This is a genomic window from Pseudolabrys sp. FHR47, from assembly GCF_005153485.1.
Taxonomy (GTDB): Bacteria; Pseudomonadota; Alphaproteobacteria; order Rhizobiales; family Xanthobacteraceae; genus Pseudolabrys.
In genome coordinates this window covers 4,412,600-4,436,894 of the sequence record NZ_CP039740.1, presented here as the reverse complement: position 1 = coordinate 4,436,894, position 24,295 = coordinate 4,412,600, and the positions used below count along the sequence as shown (strand labels likewise).

Sequence of the window (24,295 nt, the reverse complement as noted above, 5' to 3'; positions counted from 1 at the left end):
GCGGACATTGAGACGTTAGAGGCCGCCGCCCATCACGAGGTCGTCCCGGTGCACCATCACGGTGCGGCCGGTGAAGCCGAGGATGGTCTGCACGTCGGCCGATGAGCGGCCGATGATCTTCTCGGCGTCGGCGAAATCGTAGGCGACCAGCCCGCGGCCGACTTCGGCGCCATCGGGGCCGCGCAAGATCACAGCGTCGCCGCGCTGAAATGCGCCGTCGATTTTTTTCACGCCCGCCGGCAGCAGGCTCTTGCCGCTGCGCAATGCCTTCACTGCGCCATCGTCGATATGCAGCGCGCCATGCGGCTCGAGCGAGCCGGCGATCCACTTCTTGCGCGACGTCACCGGATTGGCCGGCGTCAGGAACCAGGTGCAGGGCCCGCCCTCGGCAATAGCCTTGAGCGGATGCATGACGCGGCCCGAGGCGATGACCATGTGGACGCCGGCGGTGGTGGCGATCTTGCCGGCCTCGATCTTGGTGACCATGCCGCCGCGCGACAATTCGGAGCCCGAGGCGCCGGCCATGCTTTCGATCTCGGCGGTGATGCGCGGCACCACCGGAATGAGCTTGGCGTCGTTGCCCGGCGCCGGCGGCTTGTCATAGAGGCCGTCGATATCCGACAGCAGTACCAGCAGGTCAGCACTCACCATCGTCGCGACGCGCGCGGCGAGGCGGTCATTGTCGCCATAGCGGATTTCGCTGGTGGCGACGGTGTCGTTCTCGTTGATCACCGGCACGACGCGCCATTCCAGAAGCTTGTCGATGGTCTCGCGCGCATTGAGATAGCGGCGGCGCTCTTCGGTGTCGGTGAGCGTCAGCAGAATTTGTCCGGCGGTGATGTTGTGCGCGCTCAGGGTCTCCGACCAGGAGCGCGCCAGCGCAATCTGCCCGACCGCGGCGGCGGCCTGCGCTTCCTCCAGACGCAGCGCGCCGCGCGGCAGCTTCAAGGTCGCGCGCGCCGAGGCGATGGCGCCTGACGAAACCACCAGCACGTCGCGTTTCTCGCCATGCAATTTCGCAATGTCATCGACCAGCGACGCCAGCCACGCGCGCTTGAGCTCACCGGCCTCGGAATCGACCAGCAGCGACGAGCCGACCTTGATGACGATGCGGCGGAAATCGGTAAGGGCAGGCGTTTTCGACATGGTCCCGGCAGCGGCGTAATGGTTGCGCCGGGTGTCTAGCACGCCGTGTCCCGCGCCCGTAAGGGGTGCCCGATCATCCGGGAGCCTAGCCGATCCCAGGCAGGGCTCCGTCCGCCACGCTCTGGTTGTGAGCGGGCGCTTTGCGGATACGGCGTATGAACGCTATCGACGCGCTAGCCATTGGTCTAAGCATTGCGCTGCCGGCGCAACCCGTTGAGACGGACATAGGCCGGATCGTTGACCACCGTCGGATCGGCGGCCGCACATTCTTGCAGAAAGCCTGCGAGATCACTTGGGACGCGGAACGCAGCGGGATCAATTAGCGCGTTGGCCAGCCTTACAAACGAAAGAGGGTATCGCCGGACCAATTCGCTGTGTTTGCTCTCCAAGCGTAAAGAATGCGAGAGCTGATAAAGCTCGTAAGGCACAATTACGTCCAGGATAGCCTCGACTGCTTCTGGAAACGCATCTTCTGTTTCCAGCGCCATCAAGACAAGATTTTGTGTCGTGCTCTCTGAGCGCAGTCGCGCGTCCAGCGGCCATATACTCTGGAAAAGCGGCCCAATTATCGTCCGCCACCGGGTTGGCCTATCGATAGGGGCCGTCCCGGCATCCTCCTCGTCCGAGCCTTCCTGATCCGGCTTGCCCATCATGCGCCAGAGGTTCCACGAGACATTCCGGCGCGCCGAAGCCGGCCCCACCGTCAGCGCCCGCCTGACTTCTGCCGCCGAGAGCTCATATTCCGGCGCTTCACCGCGTTGGTGCCAGAGGGCGACGCTCAGAAGGTTCGACATCACGCCTTCAAACTCATTGTCGGACAACTCTTGACGTTCGAAAGCCGCGAGCGCCGCGGGCTTCAGGGCGTTGAATAGCCGGGCAGAGCCAACTCCGTCGTTGGCAAAGGACCGCCAAAGCGGCAGCGCTTCGGGATGTCCCCAGGCAAACCTCGGTTCAAAATGTGTCTGAACCCAATTCGGGTCTACCGCGTCGAGATAAGCCAATGAATGGGCGAGATACACCCGCGCCAGCAATCCGGCCCGACCACCGGCAGAGGCGAGCCGATCAAACCGTGTTAATAGCGCCGCGCCAAAGCCTGCATTGCGGTCGGGTTTCATCGCACCCAGCGCATCCAGTAATGCCCATGCGAGCGTGCCGCCTGGCCTGTTGAGCGATTCCGTCAGCAGATCGTCGCCCAATTCATCTTTCTCAGACGCATCGTCCGACGACAGATAGACGAGGTCGGCAAAGCGATCCCAAAGCGGAAAAAATTGTGGTGGGTTTTCTATGCTCTCGGTGGCGGACAGAACCTCGCGCCGCCGTTGCAGCCAGGAGGTTGCTGCCGGTAAAAGCTCGGATAAAGGGGCGTCGGGCATTTGCAACAAGAGACCGGCCAGCGTGAATTGGAACGAAGCATCGCCTTTTTCGTTCGCTGCCCAGATCAAATAACGCCATGCTTCCGGCTCCCATTGATTGCCGGCTGCTTCCAGTTGAAGGCCGCGTAAGGCTCTCTCCGGATCAGCAGAGCAAAATACCCGCCAAACATCTCCCTGATCGAAATGTCTTTCGCGTTGGAGGCGCATGGCTTCCCGCACCAGCCGGTCGTCCGCGATCTTCGCAAGCAGCCCCGGTTCCCCGTCGGGGCCCGAGCGCATCTCGTGCCAGACATGAAAGTCGTCGCGGTCTCCCGGGCTCGGCTGCCATTCCGGATGCCTTGCCGCAATCTCCGCGATGACCTTCTGGCTTTCAGGCGAAAGCGTGCCGCCCGCAAGCTCTATCCGTTTCAAGCGTCTGTATATGGAAGAGTCATGAACCGAGCGCCATTCCTCATCGTTCTCAAATGCATCCGCAGGAAATAGATCGCGCGGCTCCCCGTTCCGTATGCGTGTTTCAATCGCCGCACGATCTGGATCGCTGAACTGCGACCAGCGCGCCACAAGAAGGCGCATGATCTCGACGCGGGCGTTGCCCCAAAACATTTTCTCGTCGAGGTTCATGACGGCCATAGCGGCCTCCGATGGCGAGAAGGCCGCATGCTCATATGCAAACAACGTCAATCGCCGAAGCAGCAAGTGGGCTGAATTAGTCCATAGTTGAACCAGCGCCCGCGCCCGGGTGGCATCGCGCGCGACGATGCGGAGCCAAAGGTCCGCGAGCGCGCGGGTAATCGGATAAAATCCGTGGCGATGTGCGTTCTGTCTGTGCGCCGCTACGGATGGCACGTCAAAGCTGATCCGATCCCAGCCGTCCAGTAGCCCAATATCCTGCGCTTCCTCCATCGCGTCGAGCAGCGCCCGGTCCAGCATTTGAAATAGCGCAATCTCATGTTCGATGTCTTGAGGCCACGCCGCAAGAATTTCGGTGGCTGGAGGATGCTCCGCCGGATCAAATTCAAGCTTGAGGAGATCGTGAAGCGCCTCCGCTGCATCAGGGTCGCGGGTCTCATGGTCCCAGCGCCAGGCTTTGCCGATCGTCAGTCGGGGGCGTAGAATTCGGCTGACAAGACGGCGCGTTTCGAAATCCACCTGACCGCGCTTAATCGCGGGAGAGGCCTGATACCAGCTATCATCCAGAACATCTGCCGCGCGTGGCCGCTTTGCCGTCAGCATCAAACGCCACGCCCGAGCACGTAATGGCGAAACCTGCTGCTGGTCGCGTTCCAGCGCCTGTCCGATATGCCAGCGTAATTGTTCGTCAAATGCGGCGATCGTAGTGGCGGCGCGGATCATCGCCGGATCGTTGATGCGTTTTGCGATCCATTGGCCTGGCAGTTCCTTGCCTCGGTCGAAGACGCGCTTCTCAATCAGAACCGGAAGCCATTCGGCCGGCGGCGACAGCTCCCCCAACAATTGACAGGCGTCGCCGTGAGCTAGCAGGTTTGTGCATTCCTGTTTGCGTTCATCGCTGGTCGCGCTTGGCGGCGCGGCAAGGATAGGGCGTAAGCGTTCACGACGCCAAGCTGTTGGGTCCTCCGCATAGTTCCGCCATTCCAGCAGGCTGGAATAAAGGGCGTCGTGATCGTCATTGTTGACTGTGTAGAGAATGGGCTCGACTGCCTTTGCGGCCCAAAGAGCGCGCACCAGTTCCTCCTGGCCGGGCTCGCAAGAAGCGAAGGCATAAACTTTCTGCAAGTCTGGATAGCGCTCGCGGTCTGCCTCCAGTGCTTCAAGCAAGTACCGCATCGGCGGATCATCAGCCTGATAGCCAACCAGCACGACCGTATAGGCCCGCACGAGATCATAGATGTAACGCGATGCCCAGCCAGACCGGAGATAGGCGTCGCCAAACTCGGCGCTTGTCAGCACGAGGTCGGTATCAAACGCCGCCAATTCCGGCATGGGGTCGGCAAGCCGGCCATGAAGGTGCAAGACGCCCGTACACGCCGCGACTTTAGGCTGCGGCATGGCCATGCCGGCATGCGTGGCAATCGCCGACTGATGCTTGTCATGCCAGGCTCTCTCAAACAGCGTATCGAAGTTGGTGGTAAGAATCCGATTGCGGCCTTCCGCGTCCCGCGACAGCTCCAACAATGCGAGGTGATTGGCCAGATCGGCATTGGCGGGCGGCGCAAGGACATGCCGTACCGCTGTTCGAATGCGCTCACGCATGCCACGGTTGCGCAGTGCATCCGAAGCCGCTAACCGTCGCTCCAGGCAACGCAGCACGCGGTCATACTGGCCTTCCAGCGCGCCATCTGTCTGCATCCCCTCGCGTTCGGCTGGATGCAGGTTCCAGTCTTCGCCCAACTGCTGGTAAACGCCTTCGACCAAACCACGAAACAAAGGTAATCCAGCGCGGCGCGATACACCCGCGCCACATACAAAGATTGTCTGTCCTTTCTCCTGAGCAGAGACCAGATCAGGCGGGACGTCAGGGCCGTCAGGCAAGAAGCGCATGTCAGTTGTGCCAAGAATTTACATTTGGTTGGCATCAGAACCTACAAGGTAATACGCAGATTCGCCGGAGCTGTCGTCAAGGCTCTGTATTGCCACATTCGAAGCTCCAGCAGTAATGCGAGCCTCCGGCCTATTCGTGCCGCAGCGCTTCGATCGGATCGAGCCGGGCCGCGCGGCGGGCCGGGAAGTAGCCGAAGACGATGCCCACCAGCGCGGAAAAGGCGAAGGCGACGACGATGATGCGCCCGTCGATGGTGAACGGCACCTGCAGGCCGCGCGTGGCGGCAAAGGCCAGACCCAGACCGAGCAAGATGCCAATCAGGCCGCCGAACAGGGACAGCACCACCGCTTCGACCAGGAACTGCGACAGCACTTGCCGTTCCAGCGCGCCGATGGCGAGCCGGATGCCGATCTCGCGGGTGCGCTCGGTCACCGACACCAACATGATGTTCATGATCCCGATGCCGCCGACCAGAAGGCTCACCGCCGCCACCGCACCAAGCAGCGCGGTCAGCATGGCTGTCGTGCCCGCGGTCGTCTGAGCGATCTGCTTCATGTCGAGAACTGTGAAATCGTCGTCCTTGCCGGGGCCGATATTGCGCCGCTCGCGCAGGATGCGCGCGATGTCTCCTTGTACCTTGGCGGTCTCGACGCCGTCCTTGGCCGATACCATGACGCGATTGATGTCCGTGTTGCCGGCCAGGCGCCGTTGGAACGTGCGGAGCGGCATCAACACGATATCGTCTTGATCGGTGCCGAAGCTCGACTGGCCCTTGGTCTCGAGCAGTCCGATGATTTCGCAGGACACATTGCCGACGCGGATGCTGCGGCTCAGCGGATCGACCGGGCCGAACAGCTTGTCGCGAACGGTCGTGCCGATGATGCAGGCGGTACGGCCGCCGCGAATCTCGGTGTCGAAGAACTGGCGCCCAGAGATCATTTGCCAGTCCTGGGTGATGAAATAATCGTTGTCGGTTCCGGTGACCGGCGTTGTGCGGCTTTCGGAACCGTAAACCAGTGTGACGGACTTCTGCGAGACCGGCGCGACGGCCTTGATGCCGGTGAGCTGAGTCTTCATCACCTCGACGTCGCGTGAGTTGAAGGCCTTGGCGTCGGAACTGGCGCGGCCCGGCCCCAGCTGCCCCGGGCTGACCGACAAGAGGTTGGAGCCGAGCTTGGCGAGATCGGCGGTGACCTTGGCGGTGGTGCCGTTGCCGACAGTCACCATGGCGATCACCGCTCCGACGCCGATGACAATGCCGAGCACGGTCAGGAACGACCGCAACGGGTTGCGGCTGATCGCCTGGAACGCCAATCTGATGACTTCGACAAGCATCAGGCGGCCCGATCCTTGTTGACGGTATCGCTCTCCAGTTTGCCGTCGACGAAACGCAGGAGGCGACTCGCATAGGCGGCGATGTCGGTCTCGTGCGTCACCATCACCACGGTCATGCCCTGATCGCGGTTGAGGCTGGTGATGAGCCGCATGATCTCGTGGCTGGTCTTGGTGTCGAGGTTGCCCGTCGGCTCGTCGGCGAGAAGCACCGCCGGATCGGTGACGATCGCGCGCGCGATGGCGACGCGCTGCTGCTGGCCGCCGGACAGTTCGTTGGACGTATGGTGCCCGCGCCCGGACAGGCCGACGCGCTCGAGCGCGCGCGCCGCGAATTTCTGCCGTTCGGTCGACGGCATACCGCGATAGATCAGAGGCAGTTCGACGTTCTCGAGCGCCGTGGTGCGTGCGAGCAGATTGAAGCCCTGAAACACGAAGCCGAGCAAATGACGGCGGATCAGAGCCCGTTGATCGTGCGCCAGCCGTCCGACCTCGACACCCTTGAGCAGGTAATCGCCCGAGGTCGGTGTATCGAGGCAGCCGATAATGTTCATGGCCGTCGACTTGCCCGAGCCGGACGGGCCCATGATGGCAACGAACTCGCCGGTCTCGATGGTGAAGTCGACATTATCGAGGGCGTGCACGGCCGCGGTACCGGTGCCGTAGATCTTGCTGACCGAGCGAAACCGGATGAGCGGCAAGGGCGCGGCGTCGGTCACGGCCTCGCTCCCGTCACTTGCGCGTCGACTGGTCGAGGATGATGGCCGCTCCCGCCTGCAGGTCGCCGCTCAGCACTTCGGTGCGTTTGCCGTCGCTCGCGCCGATGGCGATGCGTTGTGCGACCGCCGTGCCATCGCGCAGCACCCAGACGGTGCGGTTCTGGCCGGCTTCCTCGCGCGGCGTCGCGGTGCGCAGGCGCGGCGGTCCGGGCAGAATGCGGCTGAGCAGGCTGCGGTTGTCCGTTGCCGCCGTCGTTGCCGGCGGCGAATAGCGCAGCGCCGCATTGGGGATGAGCAGTGCGTCCTGAACCTCCTTCACCTTGATTTCGGCCGTCGCCGTCATGCCGGGCCGCAGCAGCAACTCGGAATTGTCGACGTCGAGGATGGCCTTGTAGGTGACGACATTGTTTGTCGTTTCGGACGAGTAGCGCGTGTAGCGGATGCGGGCGGGAAACTTGCGATTGGGAAAAGCATCGACGCTGAAGGTGGCCATCTGGCCGTCCTGCACCTGGCCCACGTCGGCTTCGTCGACATCGACGCGGACCTCCATCTTCCGCAGGTCTTCGGCAATGGTGAACAAGGTCGGCGCGGACAGCGAGGCGGCAACGGTCGAACCCGGATCGATGCTGCGCGTCAGCACCACGCCGTTGGTCGGTGAAATGATCGAGGCCTTCCTCAGGTTCGTTTCGTCGACCTGGACGTCCGCTTCCGCGACGGTGACGTCGGCGCGCGCGCTTTCCAGCGAGGTGATGGCGCGGTCGCGCTCGGCGACGGCCTGATCGTGGTCCTTCTGCGAGATTGCCCGGTCAGGCATCAGCGCCTTGTTGCGGGCATAGTTGCGCTCTTTCTCTTGGACGGTCACTTCCGCCTCGGCAACTTTCGCCTTGGCGGCAGCGAGTTTGGCGCGCGAGCTGTTGAGCGTTGCCGAAAGCTTGGTGGTGTCGAGTTCGGCCAGCAGCTGGCCGGCCTTCACCGGCGAATTGTAGTCGACCAAGACGTTGCGGATTGTGCCGGACAGTTCGCTTGAAACGTCGACCTTCTTGGTCGGCTGCACCGATCCGGTGGCGGTGACGATGACCGTCAGGTTGCCGCGCGTGACCGGTTCGGTGACGTAAGTCACACCGCTGTCGTTTCCGCCGAACATCCAATACGCCCCCAGAAGCGCGAGCGCGGCGAGGCCGGCCGCTGTCAGCAGCGGCTTGCGATACTTCGCCCAGCGTGACGCGGGCGCGGAATCGAGGCCGAGCACGGCCTGGATATCGAGGTGTTCCTTGGGATCGAGGGGCTTGGTCATCGGGGTGTTTGTCGTTCGGGCCAATGCCATTGTTTATTGTGTTCGATCGCGGTTGGAGTGTGTTGATATTGGTCAACGGCATGGCGACTGCGTAACAGTCTGTATCCTGGTTTATACGGCTCGCCGTTCCGCGCCAGGCGCCCAAGTTCCCGCAAAAGCCACTGATTTTCTTAGGAAATCACCTCTTTCAACCAGGCCCCGGTCTCACTATATTTCAGAAACAATTCCATCCTGGCCCGGTTGGGCGCGGCGGCTCTATGAAGTATCTCGTGGCATTCATCGTTCTCGCGATCTCGGCGGGCAGCGTCGTGTTCGGCGTCGAGTGGATGTCGGCGCCGATGACGCCGATGCCGGCGAGTCCATACCAGTTGCGCGCGGCCGCCCCGCCGGCCGTGCAGCAGGCCGTGACTAAACCGGTGGACGTCGTCACACCGGCGAGCCCGCCGGCCGAGACAGCGGGCAAGGCTGTGTCGTCTGCACCGGTCGCCGCCGCGCCGACGCCACCTGTTCAGCCGACTCCGGTTGTTGCCGCCGTCGCGCCAGAACCTACGCCGCTTGTCGTGCCGGAGCCCGTCGCGCCGGCCACGGCGGCCGCGCCGCTGTGCGATATCCAGGCGTGCGAGCGCGCCTATCGTTCGTTCACCGCGTCCGATTGCACCTATCAACCGAGTGACGGGCCGCGCCGGCTCTGCACGCGCGGTACGCCGCCGGCCGCGGCCAGCGCGCCGCGATCGGATATCCGCGCGCAGGCGACCTGCAATATCGCCGCCTGCACCAGCGCTTACATCTCCTTCACCGCGTCCGATTGCACCTACCAGCCGAGTGAAGGCCCGCGCCGCTTGTGCGAGAAGTAAGCGGCGCCGTCGTTCTTACATGCCGCGCTGGGGCGCGGTCTTGAGCAGGTCCGCCACCGCATCCTTGTAGAGCTTGGCCATGCTGCCGGTGGTGCCGTGGCCGCGCGTCTCGGTGCTGGCCGGAATCAGATAGACCTTGCCGTTCTTCACGCGCTTCATGGCCTGATCGAGGATGCCGGTCTCGGCCGGGTTGCGTTCGTCATCGGCCGAGTTGATGACCAGCACCTGCGCTTCGATCTTGTCGAGGTCCTTTGACACGTCGAAGTCCTGTGATGAGCCCCATTGGTAGAGGAAGTCGTTGGCATCGGCCTTCATCGGCGCGGCCAGCGCCTTGTTAACGAACTCCTCGGCCTTGGCGTTGGTCGGCGCCAGTGCCTGATAGCGCAAAGTGCCGCCATTGGTGCCGATGCCGAAGAACACATTGGCGATCTTGAGCATCGGCGGCTGCTCGGTGTAGTCGCCATTCTTGTAGGTCGGGTCAGCCTTGATGGTTTCGATCAGCATGCGCCGCATCATCCAGTTGCGCGACGCCATCGGTGTCGGTTGCGAGGCCATCGGCACTGCCGCATCCATGTAGCCCGGATATTTGGTCGTCCATATCCAGGTGTGCATGCCGCCCATCGAATTGCCGATGACGAGGCGCAGATGCTTGATGCCGAGGCCTTCTTTCAACAACAGATACTGCGCCGTGACCATGTCGTCGTAATTGTAACGCGGGAATTTGGCGCGTAGTCCGTCCGAAGGCTTTGCCGATTTGCCGGCGCCGAGCGCGTCGGGAATGATGATGTAATATTTGCTGGCGTCGAGTGCCTGGCCGGGGCCGAACAGCTCGCCGGCAAATCCGGCGCCGAGCATGCTTTGCGCCGAGCCGCCGGTGCCATGCAGCACCAGGACCGGCTGGCCTTTCGGATCGCCGATGGTGGTGTAAGCGAGCTTCAGTTCCTTCATCACCTCGCCGGTGTGAAACTTGAAGTCCTTGGCGATCCATTCGCCTTGTTTCGGGGCGGGATAGTCGGCGGCAAACGCAGGCGTGATGGCGGCCGCAAAAGCGAGCGCGGCCATGGCTTTCATGAGCTTCATGGGTGTCCTCCCAGACGGCTTCGTTCGTCGCGCTCTGACGGCGCTGAGTACGAAGCCTAGCGCAATGCGGGTCCCGGCCGGAAGGTCTTCAACGTTGTGCGATGCGCTCGCGTTTCGTCGTGGTTGGCTTGGCCGTGGCTGCGGTCGGCGTAGCGTGGTCCTTCTTGGGCTGCCCACGACTTGTCGTGTCCTCGGCCTTTGCGGTCTTTGCTGGCTTCGGCTTCTTGTCGGCGGGTTTATCGTCGGCAACCCGGGTGTTCGCGCGCAGCGGGGACGCCACCGGCAGCGGCAATTCATCTGGGCCGGCCGCGGCCAGCAGGCCGGCGACGTTCTGGCATGGCGCTTCTTCCGGCAGCTTCTGCGCCGGATGACGCGCGCCGGCCGTGCTCCAATGCTCGACCGGCTTGCCGGTGATCGTCTTGACGTAGCCTTGCGTTTCTTCCGGCAGCTTCGATTTGCCCTTGGCGGCCAGCCAGTCGGCGACGCGTTTCGGCCCGGCATTGTAGGCCGCTGCGGCGAGACCGAGATTGCCGAACTGCTTGACGAGATCGCGCAGCAGGCGCGCCGAAGCGGCAATGGCCTGAACCGGATCGTACGGATTATCGAGACCCATTTGATCGGCCGTTTCCGGCATGAACTGCGCGATGCCCTGAGCACCGGCATGGCTGACGACTTCGGGCCGGAAGCGGCTTTCCTGAAACAGCAGGCGGATGAAGAATGGCGCTGGCACATCGTTCTGCTGCGCCGCCGTGGTCAGCGCATGACAGACTTCTTCCTCGCTGCGGTCGACGACTGGCTTCGGCCGTGGCGGCAGCGGAATGCCGATGGGAATGCCATTATTGATCACGACACCCGACGGCACCGGATATTCGGCGGCAAGATCGGGAGCGAGCGCGGTAAGCTCGGTGAGATCCGGCACAGAAGTCTCCGCCGCGGGCGGCTGCGTCTCCTCGCGCGGAATCGCAACGACTGCGCTCGCGGTTTCTTCCGGTGGGATCGCGATGTTTCCGGACACCTGACGCTTGCTGGTGAATTCTTCGAGCGTCAGGCCGGCGTCGGAACTGGTCGCGCCCGACCAAGTTACCAGACAGATGCACGCTGGCAGAAATAGCTGCCGCATGTCGGCTCTTCTCCAATCGTCTCACCGCGACTCTTTCTGGAGGCGCAGTGCGCGCTTTCTTTCTGAAAGAACGAGAATTACCCACCGATGCAACGCTTCATGCGATGCGATCGCGACGATATTGGGATGCGCGCGGGTTTGAAATAAGGCGATGTCTGCCGCGGCTTTGCCGCAGTTCCATCGAAAGCGTTTATCGGTATAAACGAATATTATTTAAGGCGCGGCCATGGGTGAGGCCGCGCGTTCTGTCGTGCTTCAAAAGCTCAGTAAACAACGACGCTTCTGATCGACTTGCCCTCGTGCATCAGGTCGAAGGCGTCATTGATCTTGTCGAGCGGCATGGTGTGGGTGATCAAATCGTCGATATTGATTTTACCTTCCATGTACCAATCGACGATCTTGGGCACATCGGTGCGGCCGCGCGCGCCGCCGAAGGCGGTGCCTTTCCAGACCCGGCCGGTGACGAGCTGGAATGGCCGTGTCGCAATTTCCTGCCCCGCGCCGGCGACGCCGATGATGATCGATTCGCCCCAGCCGCGGTGGCAGCACTCGAGCGCCTGACGCATCACTTGAGTATTGCCGATGCATTCGAACGAGAAGTCGGCGCCGCCGCCGGTCAGATCGACGATCGCCTGCACCACCTTGTCGCGGCCGACTTCGTCGGGATTGATGAAATGCGTCATGCCGAATTTCTTGGCCATGGCGACGCGCTCGGGATTGAGATCGATGCCGATGATCTTGTCGGCGCCGACCATGCGCGCGCCCTGCACGACATTCAGCCCGATGCCGCCGAGGCCGAACACCGCGACATTGGCGCCGGGCCACACCTTCGCGGTGTTGATGACGGCGCCGATGCCGGTCGTGACGCCGCAGCCGATGTAGCAGATCTTGTCGAACGGCGCGTCTTCACGAACTTTTGCCAGCGCGATCTCCGGCAGAACGGTGAAGTTGGCGAAAGTCGAGCAGCCCATGTAGTGGAACACCGGATCGGCGTCGCAGTGGAAGCGCGAGGTGCCGTCCGGCATCAGGCCCTTGCCCTGCGTGGCGCGGATCGCGGTGCAGAGGTTCGAGCGCTGCGACAGGCAGGTTTTGCATTGTCGGCATTCCGGCGTGTAGAGCGGGATGACGTGATCGCCCGGCTTGAGCGACGTCACGCCGGCGCCGACCTCGCGCACGATGCCCGCGCCTTCATGGCCAAGAATGGCAGGGAAGATGCCTTCCGGGTCCGCGCCCGACAGCGTGTAATAGTCGGTATGGCAGACTCCCGTTGCCTTCACCTCGACCAGCACCTCGCCGGCCTTCGGCCCGTCGATGTCGATGGTCTCGATGGTGAGTGGGGCGCCTGCTTTCCAGGCCACGGCAGCGCGGGTTTTCATGGGGGCTCCATTTACTCGTCATGCCCGACCTTGTGCCGGGCATCCACGTCTTCATTGCCATGTATCAAGACGTGTATGGCCGGGACAATAGGTGTTCTGAAAGAACGCCGTTCTTCGAACGGCTATGCCCGGCCATGACTGACGGCCGCCAGCCCGTCGTTAATTATCGACGCGCGAGCGCACCTTGCCCTGCGGAAACAGGCTCACCACCCAGTCGATGAAAACGCGCACGCGCGGCGATAGGCCGCGCGACTGCGGGTAGAGCACCGACAGCGGAGTCGGCGACGGCGGAGTTTTCGGCAGCACTTCGACCAGCCGGCCGGCCTTCAGATCTTGGGTGACGTGGTAGCGCGGTGTCTGCACCAGACCCAATCCAAGGCGTGCCAAAGCCATGGCGGTTTCGCCGCCGGTGACATCGATCGTCGACGGCAGCGTCACCGTCTCGGGCTTGCCCTTGACCATGAATTCGAGCGGCAGAACGTGCCCGGCGGCTGACGAGACGAAACCGATCATGCGGTGGCCGTCGAGATCGCTAAGGTTCCGCGGCGTACCGTGCGCGCGAAGATAGGCGGGGCTGGCGACGGTCACTTCCTCCATCAGCGCGATCTGCCGTGCGACCATGGCCGAGTCGCGCAAGGTTCCGGCGCGGATCACGCAATCGATGCCTTCGCGGACGAGATCGACCAGCCGGTCGCCTTCGCCGATATGCAGGCGCAGATCGGGATAGGTTTTCAGAAAGCGCGGCAGCTCCGGCACCAATACGCGGCGCAGCATCGAGCCGTGCACGTCGATGCGCAGTTCGCCGCGCGGCTTCACGCCGCCAAAGGAGCTCTCGGCGTTCTCGACATCGGCGAGAATGGCGAGGCAGCGGCGATAATAGGCCTCGCCTTCGAGCGTCGGGCTGACATGGCGCGTGGTGCGGGTCAGCAACCGTACACCGAGCCGGGCCTCGATCTCCTTGATCGCATCGGTGACGGTGGAGCGCGGCACGCCGACATCCTGCGCGGCGCCTGTAAAACTGCGCCGTTCGACGACGCGCGTGTAGAGCCGCATGGCGTCCAGCCGGTCCATAACTGTTCGTATAAACCGGATAGTCATGCCGAAACAAGGCAGATTATACGAACAATCCGATGGCCTATCTCCGACGGCATCGGGGCGGTGCGCCCCTTCGCACAAGGAGAACGGCCCATGACACAGACAACGATTAAGACCGCCATCGTCACCGGTGGCTCGCGCGGCATCGGCGCGGCAATTTCCCGGCGGCTGGCCGCGGACGGCTGTGCCGTCGTCATCAACTATGTCGGCAACGCGAAAGCGGCCGACGACGTCGTCAAGGCGATCGAAAAGGCCGGCGGCCGTGCGGTCGCGGTGCAGGGCGATGTCAGCGACCCCGCCGCGATGCGCGCGCTGTTCGATACGGCGGAGCACACTTTCGGCGGGGTCGATGTCCTCGTCACGAGTGCCGGCATCCTGCCGACAGCGCCGATCGGCGAGGCGACGGACGCGGACTTCGACCGCATCGTCGCCGTCAATCTCAAGGGCACCTTCAATGCTCTGCGCGAAGCGACCAAGCACATGCGCGACGGCGGCCGCATGATCACCTTCTCGACCACGGTCGTTGCGACCAAGCTGGAGACCTACGGGCTCTACACCGCGACCAAGGCGGCGGTCGAAGCACTGACCGGTATTCTCGCCAAGGAAATGCGCGGCCGGAACATCGCGGTGAACTCTGTCGCGCCAGGGCCGGTGGGCACCGACCTGCTCGCGGGTCGCTCGCCGGAGGTGCTCGCCATGTTCGCGAAAGCGGCGCCGATGGAACGGCTCGGCACGCCGGACGACATCGCGGGGCTGGTGTCGTTCCTCGCTGGGCCGGATGGCGGCTGGGTCAACGGCCAGACGATCCGCGCCAATGGCGGACTGGCGTAAGGCCCGGCATCAAGATGGACACTGCGACGCCCGGTCTTGTGCCGGGCGTCGATCCGGGTCGCAGATCGCCAATTTACTTATTTGGTTTCCGCCGCGCCGTCGTCGGTCCACTCCGGCGGCATGCCGAGAGCGTTGCCAGCCATGCCCTTGATGCCGGGGCTTCTGCCGAACATTTCACAGACGGAATTCTTTGGTTTCGTGCCTAACGCCGCGCCTATTTTCTGCATGGAGGGCAGCGACACCTCATCGAACGGACTTTTGCCGGTGACGAGAAGCTGGCTGAAATCGCTGCCGAACGACGACGCCAGATTGTAGGCGTCCGCGGCGGTCGATATTTGCGCCCTATCGGTGACCGAATTGGCGCCGCGCGCCCAGATCATGGCCGCCTTCTGCTCGCCGGTCGGGCCTTGCGCCTCCGCTTCCACCGACAGGCTGCCGAGGCCGATGGGAATGCGCGGCACCGGCACCGGCACGCCGACGCTCAAGGCTGCGGGGATGAAACCGACCACCTTGGACGCGCCGGCGGCGACTTTGTCGGTTACTTTTGCGTCGGTGACGACGGCATGCACCGTTAGATCGGCAGGCGCCCATGGCGGCACGATGCTGTAGCGTTCGCTGAGTCCGAGACAGAGCGAGCGGTCGATCGCATTGCCGATCAATTTGCGCTGTTGGTCGGTGAATTTCACCTGCGCCGCAGATTCCGAAAATCGCGTTGGCACGATCTTCGCCGTTTTTGCAGCCAGCACGTCGTCTCGCTCGACACGCAGCATCGACTTGGTGATCTGGCCATTCGCGGGTTTCAGATCAGCGTAGGAGCTGAGCGAGCCGCCCTCCGTCAGCGGCGCCGCCGCGCAGCCGGCCATCAGCAGGCTCAAGACCGCAGGGCGCAGCAGAACGGCGATTGGACGCCGTCGCAGTGTTCCCGGTTGGACGGCTGTGAATTTCAACGGATGTACTTTTACTTTGAACGCGCGGACGCTGCGCCGGGAACCGAAGACTGAGTAGTCCAGTTGCCGGAAGATTAGTACCGGAATTTCTTTTCCGGGTGTTTCTGAATCACCTTGCCGCCACGATTGCGGCGTGAGGCGTGCAGCCATCAAGGACGGTCAAGGCTGCCAGGTCGCGGCGTGCTTTGCCTTTGCGGTTTCCGCCTTGCTCGCTTTGCCAACGATCTTGAACAGTTCGCGCAGGACTTCGGTGACACCGGCGCCGGTCGCCGAGGACAGGACGAACGGCGTCTTGCCGCAGGCCTTTTTCAGTTTCGCCGACTGCTTCTTGATCTGGTCCGGCGTCATCGAATCGGTTTTCGACAGCGCGACGATTTCCGGCTTGTCCTCGAGGCCGTTGCCATAGGCTTCCAGTTCGTCGCGCACGGTCTTGTAGTCGCGGCCGGCATCGTCGGAATTGCCGTCGACCAGATGCAAGAGTACGCGGCAGCGTTCGGTATGGCCGAGAAAGCGGTCGCCGAGCCCGACGCCCTCATGCGCGCCTTCGATGAGGCCGGGCAGGTCGGCGAGTACGAATTCGCGATCGTCGACGCGCACGACGCCGAGCTGCGGATGCAGCGTGGTGAACGGATAATCGGCGATCTTCGGTTTCGCCGCGGTGACGCGGGCGAGGAACGTCGACTTGCCGGCATTGGGCAGACCGACGAGACCGGCGTCGGCGATCAGTTTCAGCCGCAGGCGGATAGTGAGCTCTTCGCCGGGCTGGCCGGGATTGGCATGGCGCGGCGCCTGATTGGTCGAGGATTTGAAATAGGCGTTGCCGAAGCCGCCATTGCCGCCCTTGGCGATGGTGACGCGATCGCCGACCGCGACCAGGTCTGCGATCAAAGTCTCGCCGTCCTCGTCGTAGATCTGGGTGCCGGCCGGCACCTTGAGCACGATGTCCTTGCCGCCGGCGCCGTGGCGGTCCTTGCCCATGCCGTTCTCGCCGCGCCCGGCCTTGAAGTGCTGCTGATAGCGGTAGTCGATGAGCGTGTTCAGGCCATCGACGGCTTCGACAATGACGTCGCCGCCCCGGCCGCCGTCGCCGCCATTGGGGCCGCCGAACTCGATGAACTTCTCGCGCCGGAACGAGATGCAGCCGTTGCCGCCGGCGCCGGACGCGATATAGACCTTGGCTTCGTCGAGGAATTTCATGCCCCCGATATAGGTCATGGCGGGGCCGAAAGCACCTGTTCCTGGGCGAAATCGCCGAATTTGGCCCGAGGGCTTCGCAAAGCGGCTTGCGCCCGTATATACCGGGGCTGCCGGAGACCCATTGGAAATGACCGCCCCGACGACGGACGCGCCCGCGCGTCCCGCCACGACACAGCCCGCCAAAGATCACACCCTCGCCGGCATCGCCTTGATGCTGGTCGGCATCTTCTTCTTCTCGGTCAACGACACGATGGGCAAATATCTGGTCGGCACCTATGCCGTCGGCCAGATCCTGCTGATGCGCAGCGCCGCGGCCCTCGTCTTCCTCGCGCCGTTCATCAGGCGCGAAGGCCTCTCCGCATTCCGCTACGCCCCGCGGCCGGGGCTGCAGATCCTGCGCGCCGTCTTCGCGACGCTCGAGGTATTCTGCTTCTACTGGGCGCTCACCGGCATGTCGCTCGCCGACACCATGACGTTCTATCTCGCCGGCCCGATCTACGTGACGGCGATGTCGCCGTTCCTGCTCGGCGAGCATGTCGGCTGGCGGCGCTGGCTGGCGGTGCTGGCCGGCTTCGTCGGCGTCATGGTCGCGCTCAGCCCGAGCGGCGGCGCGTTTTCGCCGCATGCGCTGGTGGCGATCGCCGGCAGCCTGATGTTCTCGGTCTTCATGGTATGCACGCGGCTGGTGCGCGGCACCTCCGACGTGGTGCTGGTATCGACGCAGGTGGTGGCGGCGCTCATCTTCGGCGCGGTCACGGCGCCATTCACCTGGGTCGCGGTCGGCCTGTTCGATGGCGCGCTGCTGGCGCTGCTCGGCGTCGTGGCGATGATCGCGTTTCTCTGCATCAACCGTTCGCTCAGCGTCGCGCCGGCCTCGGTGGTCGTGCCCTATCAGTACACCGCCATCGTCTGGGCGGTGCTGCTCGGCTTCATCTTCTTCGGCGATATTCCCTCGACGCAGATGCTGATCGGCGCCGGCATCATCATCGCCGCCGGCATCTACATCTTCATTCGCGAGCAGCAACTCGCGAAGCCGCCGGCCTTCACCGAACCGCCGCCGGCTTAGCTTTCGTCAGGCACGATGGCGTCCGCCTCGATCTCGACCAGCCAGCCGGGATCGATAGCCTGCACGATCTGGATCATGGTCGAGGCCGGGCGGATATCGCGGAAGAATTCGCCGTGGGCGCGGCCGGCCTCCTGCCAGTTCGACATCTCCTTGAGAAAGATGCGCGTGCGGATGACGTGCTCGCGCTTGCCGCCGGCGTCGTTGATGGCTTTCTCGATAATCGCGAGACAACGCAAGGTCTGGCCGTAAAGATCGCCGGGGCAGGCAACGCCGCCGCCGGGCGCGATCGGCGCGGTGCCGGACACCGCGATGTGCTGCCCGACGCGCACCGCGCGCGAGAAGCCGATCTGCGTTTCAAAAATGGCGCCGGACGAGACGAGTGTGCGTTGCATGGAATGCCTTCGTTGTTGTTCGTAGCCCGGATGAGCGCAGCGAAATCCGGGTGGTCTGTCCCGGGTTCCGCTGCGCTTCACCCGGGCTACAGGAATTTTTAGATCGCGGCCTTGCCCCGCGCGGCTACTTCGCGGGCCATCAGGTCGGCATCGTCGCCAAGGCCACGAAGCCCATTGATAACGCCGCTTTGATCCACGGCCGGCCGGTTCTGGCTGACCTTCCATTTGCCTTCGAGGCGCGTGATCGGGATTTCGACCCCGACAATGCCTTTGATCTGCGCTGCGATGAAAGCATCCGGCGCGTCGGAAACGTTCCACGGCGCCGCCTGCGGCCGTTCATTATGCCGCGTCAGCGCGTCGATCTGCCGACGGAGCCAGTCGGCATCATCGATCACGCGCGGCGCACCCCAGGCATGCACCGTGATGTAGTTCCAGGTCGGCACGACTTTGCCCGTCTCGCGTTTGGTCGGATAGAGCGACGGGCTGATGTAATGCTGCGGGCCCTGGAACACGGCCAGACATTCGGAAGCCGCGGCGAGCTCGCCAAGCTGCGGGTTCGCGCGCGCTAAGTGCGCACGTAATGTGCCGCGCTCCGACGCCGCGGCATCGATCAGGAAGGGGATCGGATTGGCTTGCAGTCCGCCCGGTCCTGACGTGATCAGGAGGCCGAGCGGGTGCGCCGCGATCAGCGCGTGCTGAACGTCGAGCCGATCCTCGCGAAAGTGGGGAGGCTGATACATGACATCACCTTCCCACCCTCACGAGACGCGCTTCATCGGCGCCCAGCCCTTGAGCGCGGACCAGATGCCGTGATCGAGCCGGAAGCGGTCGATCGGCGCCGACGACTTGATCGAATGGATCCGGTAGAGCCCGACGCCGGTCCACTGAAAGCCGCACTTTTCCAGCACCCGGCGCGAGGCCGGATTGGTCACGCGTGCGCCGGCATGCAGCGCCGTGTGCCCTAGATCGGTGAATGCGTAATCGACGAGCGCGTGCACCGCCTCGGTGGCGTAGCCCTTGCCCCAGTGCTCGACGCCAAGCCAGTAACCGATCTCAATCGCGCCATCCTGCTGCGCGATCCCGCAGGCGCCGATCACCGTCTTGGCGCGGGTAATGAGATAGACGCATTCGCCGCCGGGCTTGTTGGCACCGGTAATGAAATTCTCGGCATCCGCCAGACGGTACGGATGCGGAATACGCGCGGTATTTTCGGCAATACGACGGTCGGCTGCGAGCATCGATACTGCTTTAGCGTCCGCGAGACGCGGCGCGCGCATAGTCAGCCGCTCGGTCTCGAGGACGGGGATACTCGCTTCGCGAAAGCTCTCGCTTGGTATTTCTTCCAGCAGGGTCATGGCTCAGGCTCCAGTTTCGAACCCAGGCCAGCCCCGGGCTCTGAAATGCGAAGAGGGGGAGCCGGTTCACCCGTCTCCCCCTCTCAGAGCCCTATGAGCCCTGCCGGTTTGACTTGGTGACCGGCAGACCTCGATATTTGGTCTACCGTTTATTCAGCCGCTGCTTCCATCGTCGGGACAACCGAAATGTACGTGCGGCCTTTGGCTTTGGTAGCGAACTGAACTTTTCCATCGACGAGTGCGAACAGCGTGTGATCCTTGCCCATGCCTACATTACGGCCGGGATGCCACACGGTGCCGCGCTGACGCGCAATGATGTTGCCGGCGGTCGCGAGCTGACCACCGGACTTCTTCAGACCAAGGCGGCGACCGTCAGAGTCGCGACCGTTGCGGGATGAACCGCCTGCTTTCTTGTGCGCCATAACTAAAGCTCTCTCGAATTCCGTTACTTGCTACACCGATTCCTTGTCGGAATCACGTCACTATTTCTTACCTAAGGCATCAGCCTGCCGCTTACGCGGCAGATTTGGCGGCCTTCTTGCGGGCGGCGGGCTTTTTCGCCGCTTTCTTTTCGCCTTCAGCGCCTTCGGCCGCTTCCGGCTTCGGCTTGGCGACCCGCTTGGGGCGCTCCGGCGGCGTCTTGGACGGCTTCTTGCCGTCGGTCAGGATTTCGGTGATGCGGATCACCGAGAATTCGTGACGGAAGCCGCGCTTGCGGCGCGAATTCTTGCGGCGGCGCTTCTTGAACGCGATGACCTTGTCGCCGCGCTCGTGGCTCAGTACCACGCCGGCCACGGTGGCGCCCGACACGGTCGGCGCGCCGACCTGCGGGTTGTCGCCGCCGACCAGCAAAACTTCGCCAAATTCAATCACATCGCCCGGTTCGCCCGCCTGGCGGTCGATCCGGATCACATCTTCAGCCACAACGCGGTACTGCTTACCGCCGGCCTTGATGACTGCGAACATCGTTTTTTTCCTTCGTGTTCAAACCCGCGCCTCAAGGCCAAGCGGCCCCGGACCGGCTTCTTGTCAGTCTGGTTTGTTGTTTGTAATCAAGGGCTTGTGCCCTCGAACAAAGGTGCGAGCCTAAAAGGCTCGCATTCCGGCGGCTTTATGCCGGGGAAAGCCGGCAAATGTCAAGGAAACAGGCGGGTTTGGGCTTGTTGCCGACGTCGGCAGGGGCGGGCCTGAGCAGTCGAGCATCGTCAAAATCCGGCATCGCGGCTTGATATGTACGGAAATTGCCGTACATTTGACGCAGGAGAAGTCACATGCTGCCGTACAGAGCAGATCAAAGCGTCCGCGGCCTGAAGTCCGCGCGGATGGAGCAGCGGACCACGCAGGAAGCCAAGGACCTCATCGAGAAGGCGGCCAGCCTGCTTGGTGTGAACGCCTCCGAGTTCACGGTGGCAGCGGCAGCGAAGGCGGCGCGGGATACGCTTCGTGATTACGAAGTCACGGCCCTGCAGCCGTCGGCGCACGCCGCTTTCGTCGCAGCTCTGGAAGCAACCGAGCCGAGTGAGAGCCTGACGGACCTGATGACGCTCCATGCCGAGGTCGCGAAGCCGAAATGATCGATCGCGCTTTCCTCGCGCGCATCCGCATCGAGCCGCTCGATCGCAAGAAGCACGATCGGGCGGCTTTTTCGTGCGGCGAGGAGCGCCTCGATAATTTTCTCAAGAGCATGGCGGCGCGGCAACAGGACGATGACCACACTCGGGTCTATGTCGCCTGCCTCGATGCGGGCCCCGGCATAGCCGGCTTTTACGCTCTCAACTCACATGCGATCGACGCCACTACTCTCCCGCCAGATCAGCGCAGGAAGCTGCCGTCCTATCCGACGATCCCGGCAATCTATTTGTCAGTTGTAGCGGTAGCTCGCGACCAGCAGGGCAATGGGCTTGGAAAGCTGTTGCTTGCGGATGCTTTCAAGCGCTGCGTCGTGGTCGCCGATCAGATCGGCGCGCATTTCATTGTGCTCGATGCGCTCAACGAGCGCGCGGCCAAACTGTATCGGGAGCTTGGGTTTGTCGACCTGCCGGGTCACGAGCCGCGCATGCTGATCAAGATGGAGGTCGTGCGGCGGGCGATCAAAACCTGAAGCGCAGCAACGCAAATCCCCGGCGCCTAGACGCTTGAAATAGCACGGTGGGAGTGCGGCTATCTCTCACCCCGCCGTCACCGGGGCCGCCGCTCCGTTCTCCGCCTCGGCGGCATGCGCCAGCCGGTAGCCGACGCCCAGCTCGGTCACCAGGATTTTCGGCGAATCCGGCGTTGGCTCGATCTTCTGCCGCAGCTTGCGCACGAAGATGCGCAGGTAATGTGTGTCCTGAACATGGACCGAGCCCCACACTTCCTTCAGCAGATGCTGATGGGTAACCACGTTACCGGCATGCTGCGCCAGCACCTGGAGCAAGCGATATTCCTTCGGCGTCAGCGTCAGGCGCTGTCCGTTGAGGGTCACGGTGCGCGCAGCGAGATCGATGGTCAGTGGCCCAATTGTCACCGACGGCTCGCCGGACGCCGCGCGTGACTGCCGGCGCAGCGCAACGCGCACGCGGGCGAGCAACTCGGCGATGCCGAAGGGCTTCACCACGTAATCGTCGGCGCCCATTTCGAGGAGTTGCACCTTCTGCGTTTCGGCCGAGCGCACCGACAGCACGATGATCGGCACTGTCGACCAGGAACGCAGGCGTGTGACCACCTCGGCGCCATCCATGTCGGGGAGCCCAAGATCGACGATCACGATATCGATCGGCCGCATCGCCGCGGCGCGGATCGCCTCGGCGCCGGTACCGGACTCGTGTACGACAAAGCCGTTGAGTTCAAAGCCGGTGCGCAGGAAGCGGCGGATCTGAACCTCGTCGTCGACAATCAGTACGATAGGCGAAACTTCACTCATCGCGGTCGCTTTCCGTTGGATAGACGGCGGCCTGAGCCACCGGCAATTCGATCGCCATCGTCGTGCCTCGGCCAAGGCCGTCGCTGACAGCGTTCATTTTACCGCCATTGGCGTCGATAAAGGATCTTGCGATCCAGAGGCCGAGCCCCGAACCGCTGGTCTCCGTTGCTGTCCGCCCGCCGCGCGCGAAGCGATCCCAGATGCGCGGTAGCTCGGCCGCGGTGAGACCCGCGCCTTCGTCGCTGACATTGAGAATCATGCGGCCGTCGCGGGCGCGCGCCGCCACCGTGATGGTCGAACCGGGCGGCGAATATTTCGCGGCATTGTCGAACACTTGCACGAGCGCTTGCTTCACCAGCACCGGGTCGACGTGAATGAGGGGCAGATCCTGCGGCAGGTTGAGCGTGAGTTTGTGCTGGGCCAGCCTTTTCCGGCAACTTTCCAGCGCGGTGTCGAGAATGTCTGCGGGGTCGGCCCATTCCATGCGCGGCTTGACGGTATCGCTGGAAATGCGCGTGGCGTCGATGAGATTCTGGATCTCGCTGTTGAGCCGTTCCGCCTCGGAGCGCACGTCCAGCGCCAACGCCCGCAGTTTCGGCTCGGCGGCCAGCGCCGGGGCGGTGCTCAGAACGGTGGCGGCGCCCAGGATCGAGGCGAGCGGTGTGCGCAGTTCGTGGCTCACCGACCCGATCAGCGCATCGCGCAATTGGTCGGTTTCCGCGCGCATGCGTGCTTCGTTGATCGCCTGAGCGATGCCGAGGCGGTCGAGCGTGGCGGTGGCATCGGCGAGCACGGCGTCGACGCGGACCCGCATGTCATCAATATTGCCCTGAGACGGATGCCCGAGATTGACGGCGACGACGCCGAATTCGGGACTCTTGGGCGAAACCGCCCGTACCAGCCAAATTTCTTCATCGCCGGCCATGACGCTGGCGGCGGCGGGATTCGTTTTGCCTTCGGCATCCGACGCGTCGATGGCCGCGATCCGGGCATAGACATGTTGCGGTACGGTTGCGCCGGCACGTTTTTCGGCGGCGATCGCCGCGTCGCGTGCGCTGGCGAAAAGGAGCACCTCGCGCTGAATGACCGTGGTGAGGTGATCCTCGATTGCTGCCTGGATTTCGGCGACGTCGAAGGCGACGGCGATGCGCCGCGAGAAGTCGTAAAGGTCGCGCAGGTCGATCTCGCGCTGGCGCGAATGCTCGAGTTCCCGTTTGAGGCGGCTCGCGAGCTGGCTCACCGTCACGGCGACGATAGCTTGAATCAGGAGGCTGACGAGGTCATGCGAACTGTCGATTCGGAACGAAAAGAGTGGTGGAAGGACAAGGAAGGCGTTAGCGGCTACGCCGCAGGCCGACGCGAACAGCGCCGCCACCAGGCCCCAGCGAAGAGCCGCGATGAGGACTGGAACAAGGTAGATAATGGAGACGCGGGTCAGCCCGAGGTACCAGATGACGCCGAGGGCGAACACCGTCGCGATGCCGACGAGGCCCAGCGTTAACAGGAGGCTCCGCAATTCCCGGCGCAGGCTGGTTAGCGAAATGGCAGTCGGCATGTCCCTTGCGCGGACGGTTCTCTTAAGCCCCCCTGCCCATATACCCTGCCGCCCCTTGTTTGTCCCGGCCATGTTGGCTAGATAGCCCCGGCCCGGCCGGGCCGTCGTGACGAGGGCGTCAGCCCGATTCATGACCGAAG

23 protein-coding genes are annotated in these 24,295 nt (G+C 63.4%); 5 read left to right on the top strand and 18 right to left on the bottom strand.

Annotation, left to right across the window (positions count from 1 at the left end):
* Window positions 1–15: 15 nt before the first annotated feature.
* The 5 genes from proB to E8Q40_RS21430 all read right to left on the bottom strand — a co-directional run bounded on the left by proB (window position 16) and on the right by E8Q40_RS21430 (window position 8,385).
* The gene (gene proB, locus E8Q40_RS21450; RefSeq protein WP_137046437.1) at window positions 16–1,146 is read right to left on the bottom strand and encodes a glutamate 5-kinase; all 1,131 of its coding nucleotides are present in this window, start codon (window positions 1,144–1,146) and stop codon (window positions 16–18) included.
* 185 nt (window positions 1,147–1,331) lie between these two features.
* Entirely contained in the window at window positions 1,332–4,925 is a 3,594-nt protein-coding gene (locus tag E8Q40_RS21445; protein WP_168197930.1) for an SIR2 family protein, read from the bottom strand.
* A gap of 244 nt (window positions 4,926–5,169) precedes the next feature.
* Window positions 5,170–6,375, bottom strand: coding sequence for an ABC transporter permease (locus tag E8Q40_RS21440; RefSeq protein WP_137046435.1), 1,206 nt, complete (start codon window positions 6,373–6,375; stop codon window positions 5,170–5,172).
* On the bottom strand, window positions 6,375–7,091 hold the full coding sequence (locus E8Q40_RS21435) for an ABC transporter ATP-binding protein (RefSeq protein ID WP_304577523.1): 717 nt from the start codon (window positions 7,089–7,091) through the stop codon (window positions 6,375–6,377). The genes E8Q40_RS21440 and E8Q40_RS21435 overlap by 1 nt, the downstream gene beginning before the upstream one ends.
* 13 nt (window positions 7,092–7,104) lie before the next feature.
* Complete coding sequence (locus tag E8Q40_RS21430; protein ID WP_137046434.1) at window positions 7,105–8,385, bottom strand: efflux RND transporter periplasmic adaptor subunit; 1,281 nt, start codon at window positions 8,383–8,385, stop codon at window positions 7,105–7,107.
* Between the two features lie 269 nt (window positions 8,386–8,654).
* Here E8Q40_RS21430 and E8Q40_RS22140 point away from each other — a divergent pair, with 269 nt between their 5' ends.
* Window positions 8,655–9,239: a BA14K family protein gene (locus E8Q40_RS22140; RefSeq protein WP_246662953.1), complete on the top strand. Its 585-nt coding sequence runs from the start codon at window positions 8,655–8,657 to the stop codon at window positions 9,237–9,239.
* 15 nt (window positions 9,240–9,254) lie between these two features.
* Here E8Q40_RS22140 and E8Q40_RS21420 read toward each other — a convergent pair whose 3' ends face one another.
* From E8Q40_RS21420 to E8Q40_RS21405, 4 genes are all read right to left on the bottom strand, one after another.
* Window positions 9,255–10,310 carry an alpha/beta fold hydrolase gene (locus tag E8Q40_RS21420; RefSeq protein WP_370455271.1) on the bottom strand — a complete coding sequence of 352 codons (1,056 nt, stop codon included), beginning with the start codon at window positions 10,308–10,310 and terminating at the stop codon, window positions 9,255–9,257.
* A 97-nt stretch (window positions 10,311–10,407) separates the two neighbouring features.
* Window positions 10,408–11,439 carry a lytic transglycosylase domain-containing protein gene (locus E8Q40_RS21415; RefSeq protein ID WP_137046432.1) on the bottom strand — a complete coding sequence of 344 codons (1,032 nt, stop codon included), beginning with the start codon at window positions 11,437–11,439 and terminating at the stop codon, window positions 10,408–10,410.
* A 263-nt stretch (window positions 11,440–11,702) separates the two neighbouring features.
* Window positions 11,703–12,815 (bottom strand): S-(hydroxymethyl)glutathione dehydrogenase/class III alcohol dehydrogenase, encoded by a 1,113-nt coding sequence (locus E8Q40_RS21410; RefSeq protein ID WP_137046431.1) that lies wholly within the window; start codon window positions 12,813–12,815, stop codon window positions 11,703–11,705.
* Window positions 12,816–12,974: 159 nt separating this feature from the next.
* Window positions 12,975–13,886, bottom strand: coding sequence for a LysR family transcriptional regulator (locus E8Q40_RS21405; RefSeq protein ID WP_137046430.1), 912 nt, complete (start codon window positions 13,884–13,886; stop codon window positions 12,975–12,977).
* Window positions 13,887–14,003: 117 nt separating this feature from the next.
* On the opposite strand from E8Q40_RS21405, the gene E8Q40_RS21400 reads away from it, so the two are divergent.
* Window positions 14,004–14,741, top strand: a complete 738-nt coding sequence (locus E8Q40_RS21400; RefSeq protein ID WP_137046429.1) for an SDR family oxidoreductase — start codon at window positions 14,004–14,006, stop codon at window positions 14,739–14,741.
* A gap of 77 nt (window positions 14,742–14,818) precedes the next feature.
* Here E8Q40_RS21400 and E8Q40_RS21395 read toward each other — a convergent pair whose 3' ends face one another.
* Window positions 14,819–15,838: a DUF3313 domain-containing protein gene (locus E8Q40_RS21395; protein ID WP_246662952.1), complete on the bottom strand. Its 1,020-nt coding sequence runs from the start codon at window positions 15,836–15,838 to the stop codon at window positions 14,819–14,821.
* A gap of 9 nt (window positions 15,839–15,847) precedes the next feature.
* Entirely contained in the window at window positions 15,848–16,885 is a 1,038-nt protein-coding gene (gene obgE, locus E8Q40_RS21390) for a GTPase ObgE (protein WP_137046872.1), read from the bottom strand.
* Window positions 16,886–17,012: 127 nt separating this feature from the next.
* Between obgE and E8Q40_RS21385 the strand changes: the two genes are divergently transcribed.
* Window positions 17,013–17,951 (top strand): DMT family transporter, encoded by a 939-nt coding sequence (locus tag E8Q40_RS21385; RefSeq protein WP_246662951.1) that lies wholly within the window; start codon window positions 17,013–17,015, stop codon window positions 17,949–17,951.
* Here the strand turns inward: E8Q40_RS21385 and E8Q40_RS21380 are convergent.
* The 5 genes from E8Q40_RS21380 to rplU form a co-directional block, all read right to left on the bottom strand.
* The gene (locus tag E8Q40_RS21380) at window positions 17,948–18,343 is read right to left on the bottom strand and encodes a RidA family protein (protein ID WP_137046428.1); all 396 of its coding nucleotides are present in this window, start codon (window positions 18,341–18,343) and stop codon (window positions 17,948–17,950) included. The genes E8Q40_RS21385 and E8Q40_RS21380 overlap by 4 nt on opposite strands.
* 98 nt (window positions 18,344–18,441) lie before the next feature.
* Window positions 18,442–19,083: an FMN-binding negative transcriptional regulator gene (locus E8Q40_RS21375; RefSeq protein WP_137046427.1), complete on the bottom strand. Its 642-nt coding sequence runs from the start codon at window positions 19,081–19,083 to the stop codon at window positions 18,442–18,444.
* A gap of 18 nt (window positions 19,084–19,101) precedes the next feature.
* Window positions 19,102–19,692 (bottom strand): GNAT family N-acetyltransferase, encoded by a 591-nt coding sequence (locus tag E8Q40_RS21370; protein ID WP_168197971.1) that lies wholly within the window; start codon window positions 19,690–19,692, stop codon window positions 19,102–19,104.
* A 155-nt stretch (window positions 19,693–19,847) separates the two neighbouring features.
* Window positions 19,848–20,120 carry a 50S ribosomal protein L27 gene (rpmA, locus tag E8Q40_RS21365; RefSeq protein ID WP_056913254.1) on the bottom strand — a complete coding sequence of 91 codons (273 nt, stop codon included), beginning with the start codon at window positions 20,118–20,120 and terminating at the stop codon, window positions 19,848–19,850.
* Between the two features lie 91 nt (window positions 20,121–20,211).
* On the bottom strand, window positions 20,212–20,664 hold the full coding sequence (gene rplU / locus E8Q40_RS21360) for a 50S ribosomal protein L21 (protein ID WP_137046425.1): 453 nt from the start codon (window positions 20,662–20,664) through the stop codon (window positions 20,212–20,214).
* 305 nt (window positions 20,665–20,969) lie between these two features.
* On the opposite strand from rplU, the gene E8Q40_RS21355 reads away from it, so the two are divergent.
* Complete coding sequence (locus E8Q40_RS21355) at window positions 20,970–21,272, top strand: DUF1778 domain-containing protein (RefSeq protein WP_137046424.1); 303 nt, start codon at window positions 20,970–20,972, stop codon at window positions 21,270–21,272.
* Window positions 21,269–21,799 carry a GNAT family N-acetyltransferase gene (locus tag E8Q40_RS21350; RefSeq protein ID WP_137046423.1) on the top strand — a complete coding sequence of 177 codons (531 nt, stop codon included), beginning with the start codon at window positions 21,269–21,271 and terminating at the stop codon, window positions 21,797–21,799. The genes E8Q40_RS21355 and E8Q40_RS21350 overlap by 4 nt, the downstream gene beginning before the upstream one ends.
* Before the next feature lie 66 nt (window positions 21,800–21,865).
* Here E8Q40_RS21350 and E8Q40_RS21345 read toward each other — a convergent pair whose 3' ends face one another.
* Both E8Q40_RS21345 and E8Q40_RS21340 read right to left on the bottom strand, forming a co-directional pair.
* Window positions 21,866–22,600 carry a response regulator gene (locus E8Q40_RS21345; protein ID WP_137046422.1) on the bottom strand — a complete coding sequence of 245 codons (735 nt, stop codon included), beginning with the start codon at window positions 22,598–22,600 and terminating at the stop codon, window positions 21,866–21,868.
* Complete coding sequence (locus E8Q40_RS21340) at window positions 22,593–24,287, bottom strand: DUF4118 domain-containing protein (protein WP_137046421.1); 1,695 nt, start codon at window positions 24,285–24,287, stop codon at window positions 22,593–22,595. The genes E8Q40_RS21345 and E8Q40_RS21340 overlap by 8 nt, the downstream gene beginning before the upstream one ends.
* Window positions 24,288–24,295 lie beyond the last annotated feature (8 nt).

Coding starts and splice junctions, on each gene's coding strand:
- proB (WP_137046437.1), bottom strand. CDS start 1,146: ATGTCGAAAACGCCTGCCCTTACCGATTTCCGCCGCATCGTCATCAAG.
- E8Q40_RS21440 (WP_137046435.1), bottom strand. CDS start 6,375: ATGCTTGTCGAAGTCATCAGATTGGCGTTCCAGGCGATCAGCCGCAAC.
- E8Q40_RS21430 (WP_137046434.1), bottom strand. CDS start 8,385: ATGACCAAGCCCCTCGATCCCAAGGAACACCTCGATATCCAGGCCGTG.
- E8Q40_RS21420 (WP_370455271.1), bottom strand. CDS start 10,310: ATGAAAGCCATGGCCGCGCTCGCTTTTGCGGCCGCCATCACGCCTGCG.
- E8Q40_RS21415 (WP_137046432.1), bottom strand. CDS start 11,439: ATGCGGCAGCTATTTCTGCCAGCGTGCATCTGTCTGGTAACTTGGTCG.
- E8Q40_RS21410 (WP_137046431.1), bottom strand. CDS start 12,815: ATGAAAACCCGCGCTGCCGTGGCCTGGAAAGCAGGCGCCCCACTCACC.
- E8Q40_RS21405 (WP_137046430.1), bottom strand. CDS start 13,886: ATGGACCGGCTGGACGCCATGCGGCTCTACACGCGCGTCGTCGAACGG.
- E8Q40_RS21400 (WP_137046429.1), top strand. CDS start 14,004: ATGACACAGACAACGATTAAGACCGCCATCGTCACCGGTGGCTCGCGC.
- E8Q40_RS21395 (WP_246662952.1), bottom strand. CDS start 15,838: ATGGCTGCACGCCTCACGCCGCAATCGTGGCGGCAAGGTGATTCAGAA.
- obgE (WP_137046872.1), bottom strand. CDS start 16,885: ATGAAATTCCTCGACGAAGCCAAGGTCTATATCGCGTCCGGCGCCGGC.
- E8Q40_RS21385 (WP_246662951.1), top strand. CDS start 17,013: ATGACCGCCCCGACGACGGACGCGCCCGCGCGTCCCGCCACGACACAG.
- E8Q40_RS21380 (WP_137046428.1), bottom strand. CDS start 18,343: ATGCAACGCACACTCGTCTCGTCCGGCGCCATTTTTGAAACGCAGATC.
- E8Q40_RS21375 (WP_137046427.1), bottom strand. CDS start 19,083: ATGTATCAGCCTCCCCACTTTCGCGAGGATCGGCTCGACGTTCAGCAC.
- rpmA (WP_056913254.1), bottom strand. CDS start 20,120: ATGGCGCACAAGAAAGCAGGCGGTTCATCCCGCAACGGTCGCGACTCT.
- rplU (WP_137046425.1), bottom strand. CDS start 20,664: ATGTTCGCAGTCATCAAGGCCGGCGGTAAGCAGTACCGCGTTGTGGCT.
- E8Q40_RS21355 (WP_137046424.1), top strand. CDS start 20,970: ATGCTGCCGTACAGAGCAGATCAAAGCGTCCGCGGCCTGAAGTCCGCG.
- E8Q40_RS21350 (WP_137046423.1), top strand. CDS start 21,269: ATGATCGATCGCGCTTTCCTCGCGCGCATCCGCATCGAGCCGCTCGAT.
- E8Q40_RS21345 (WP_137046422.1), bottom strand. CDS start 22,600: ATGAGTGAAGTTTCGCCTATCGTACTGATTGTCGACGACGAGGTTCAG.
- E8Q40_RS21340 (WP_137046421.1), bottom strand. CDS start 24,287: ATGAATCGGGCTGACGCCCTCGTCACGACGGCCCGGCCGGGCCGGGGC.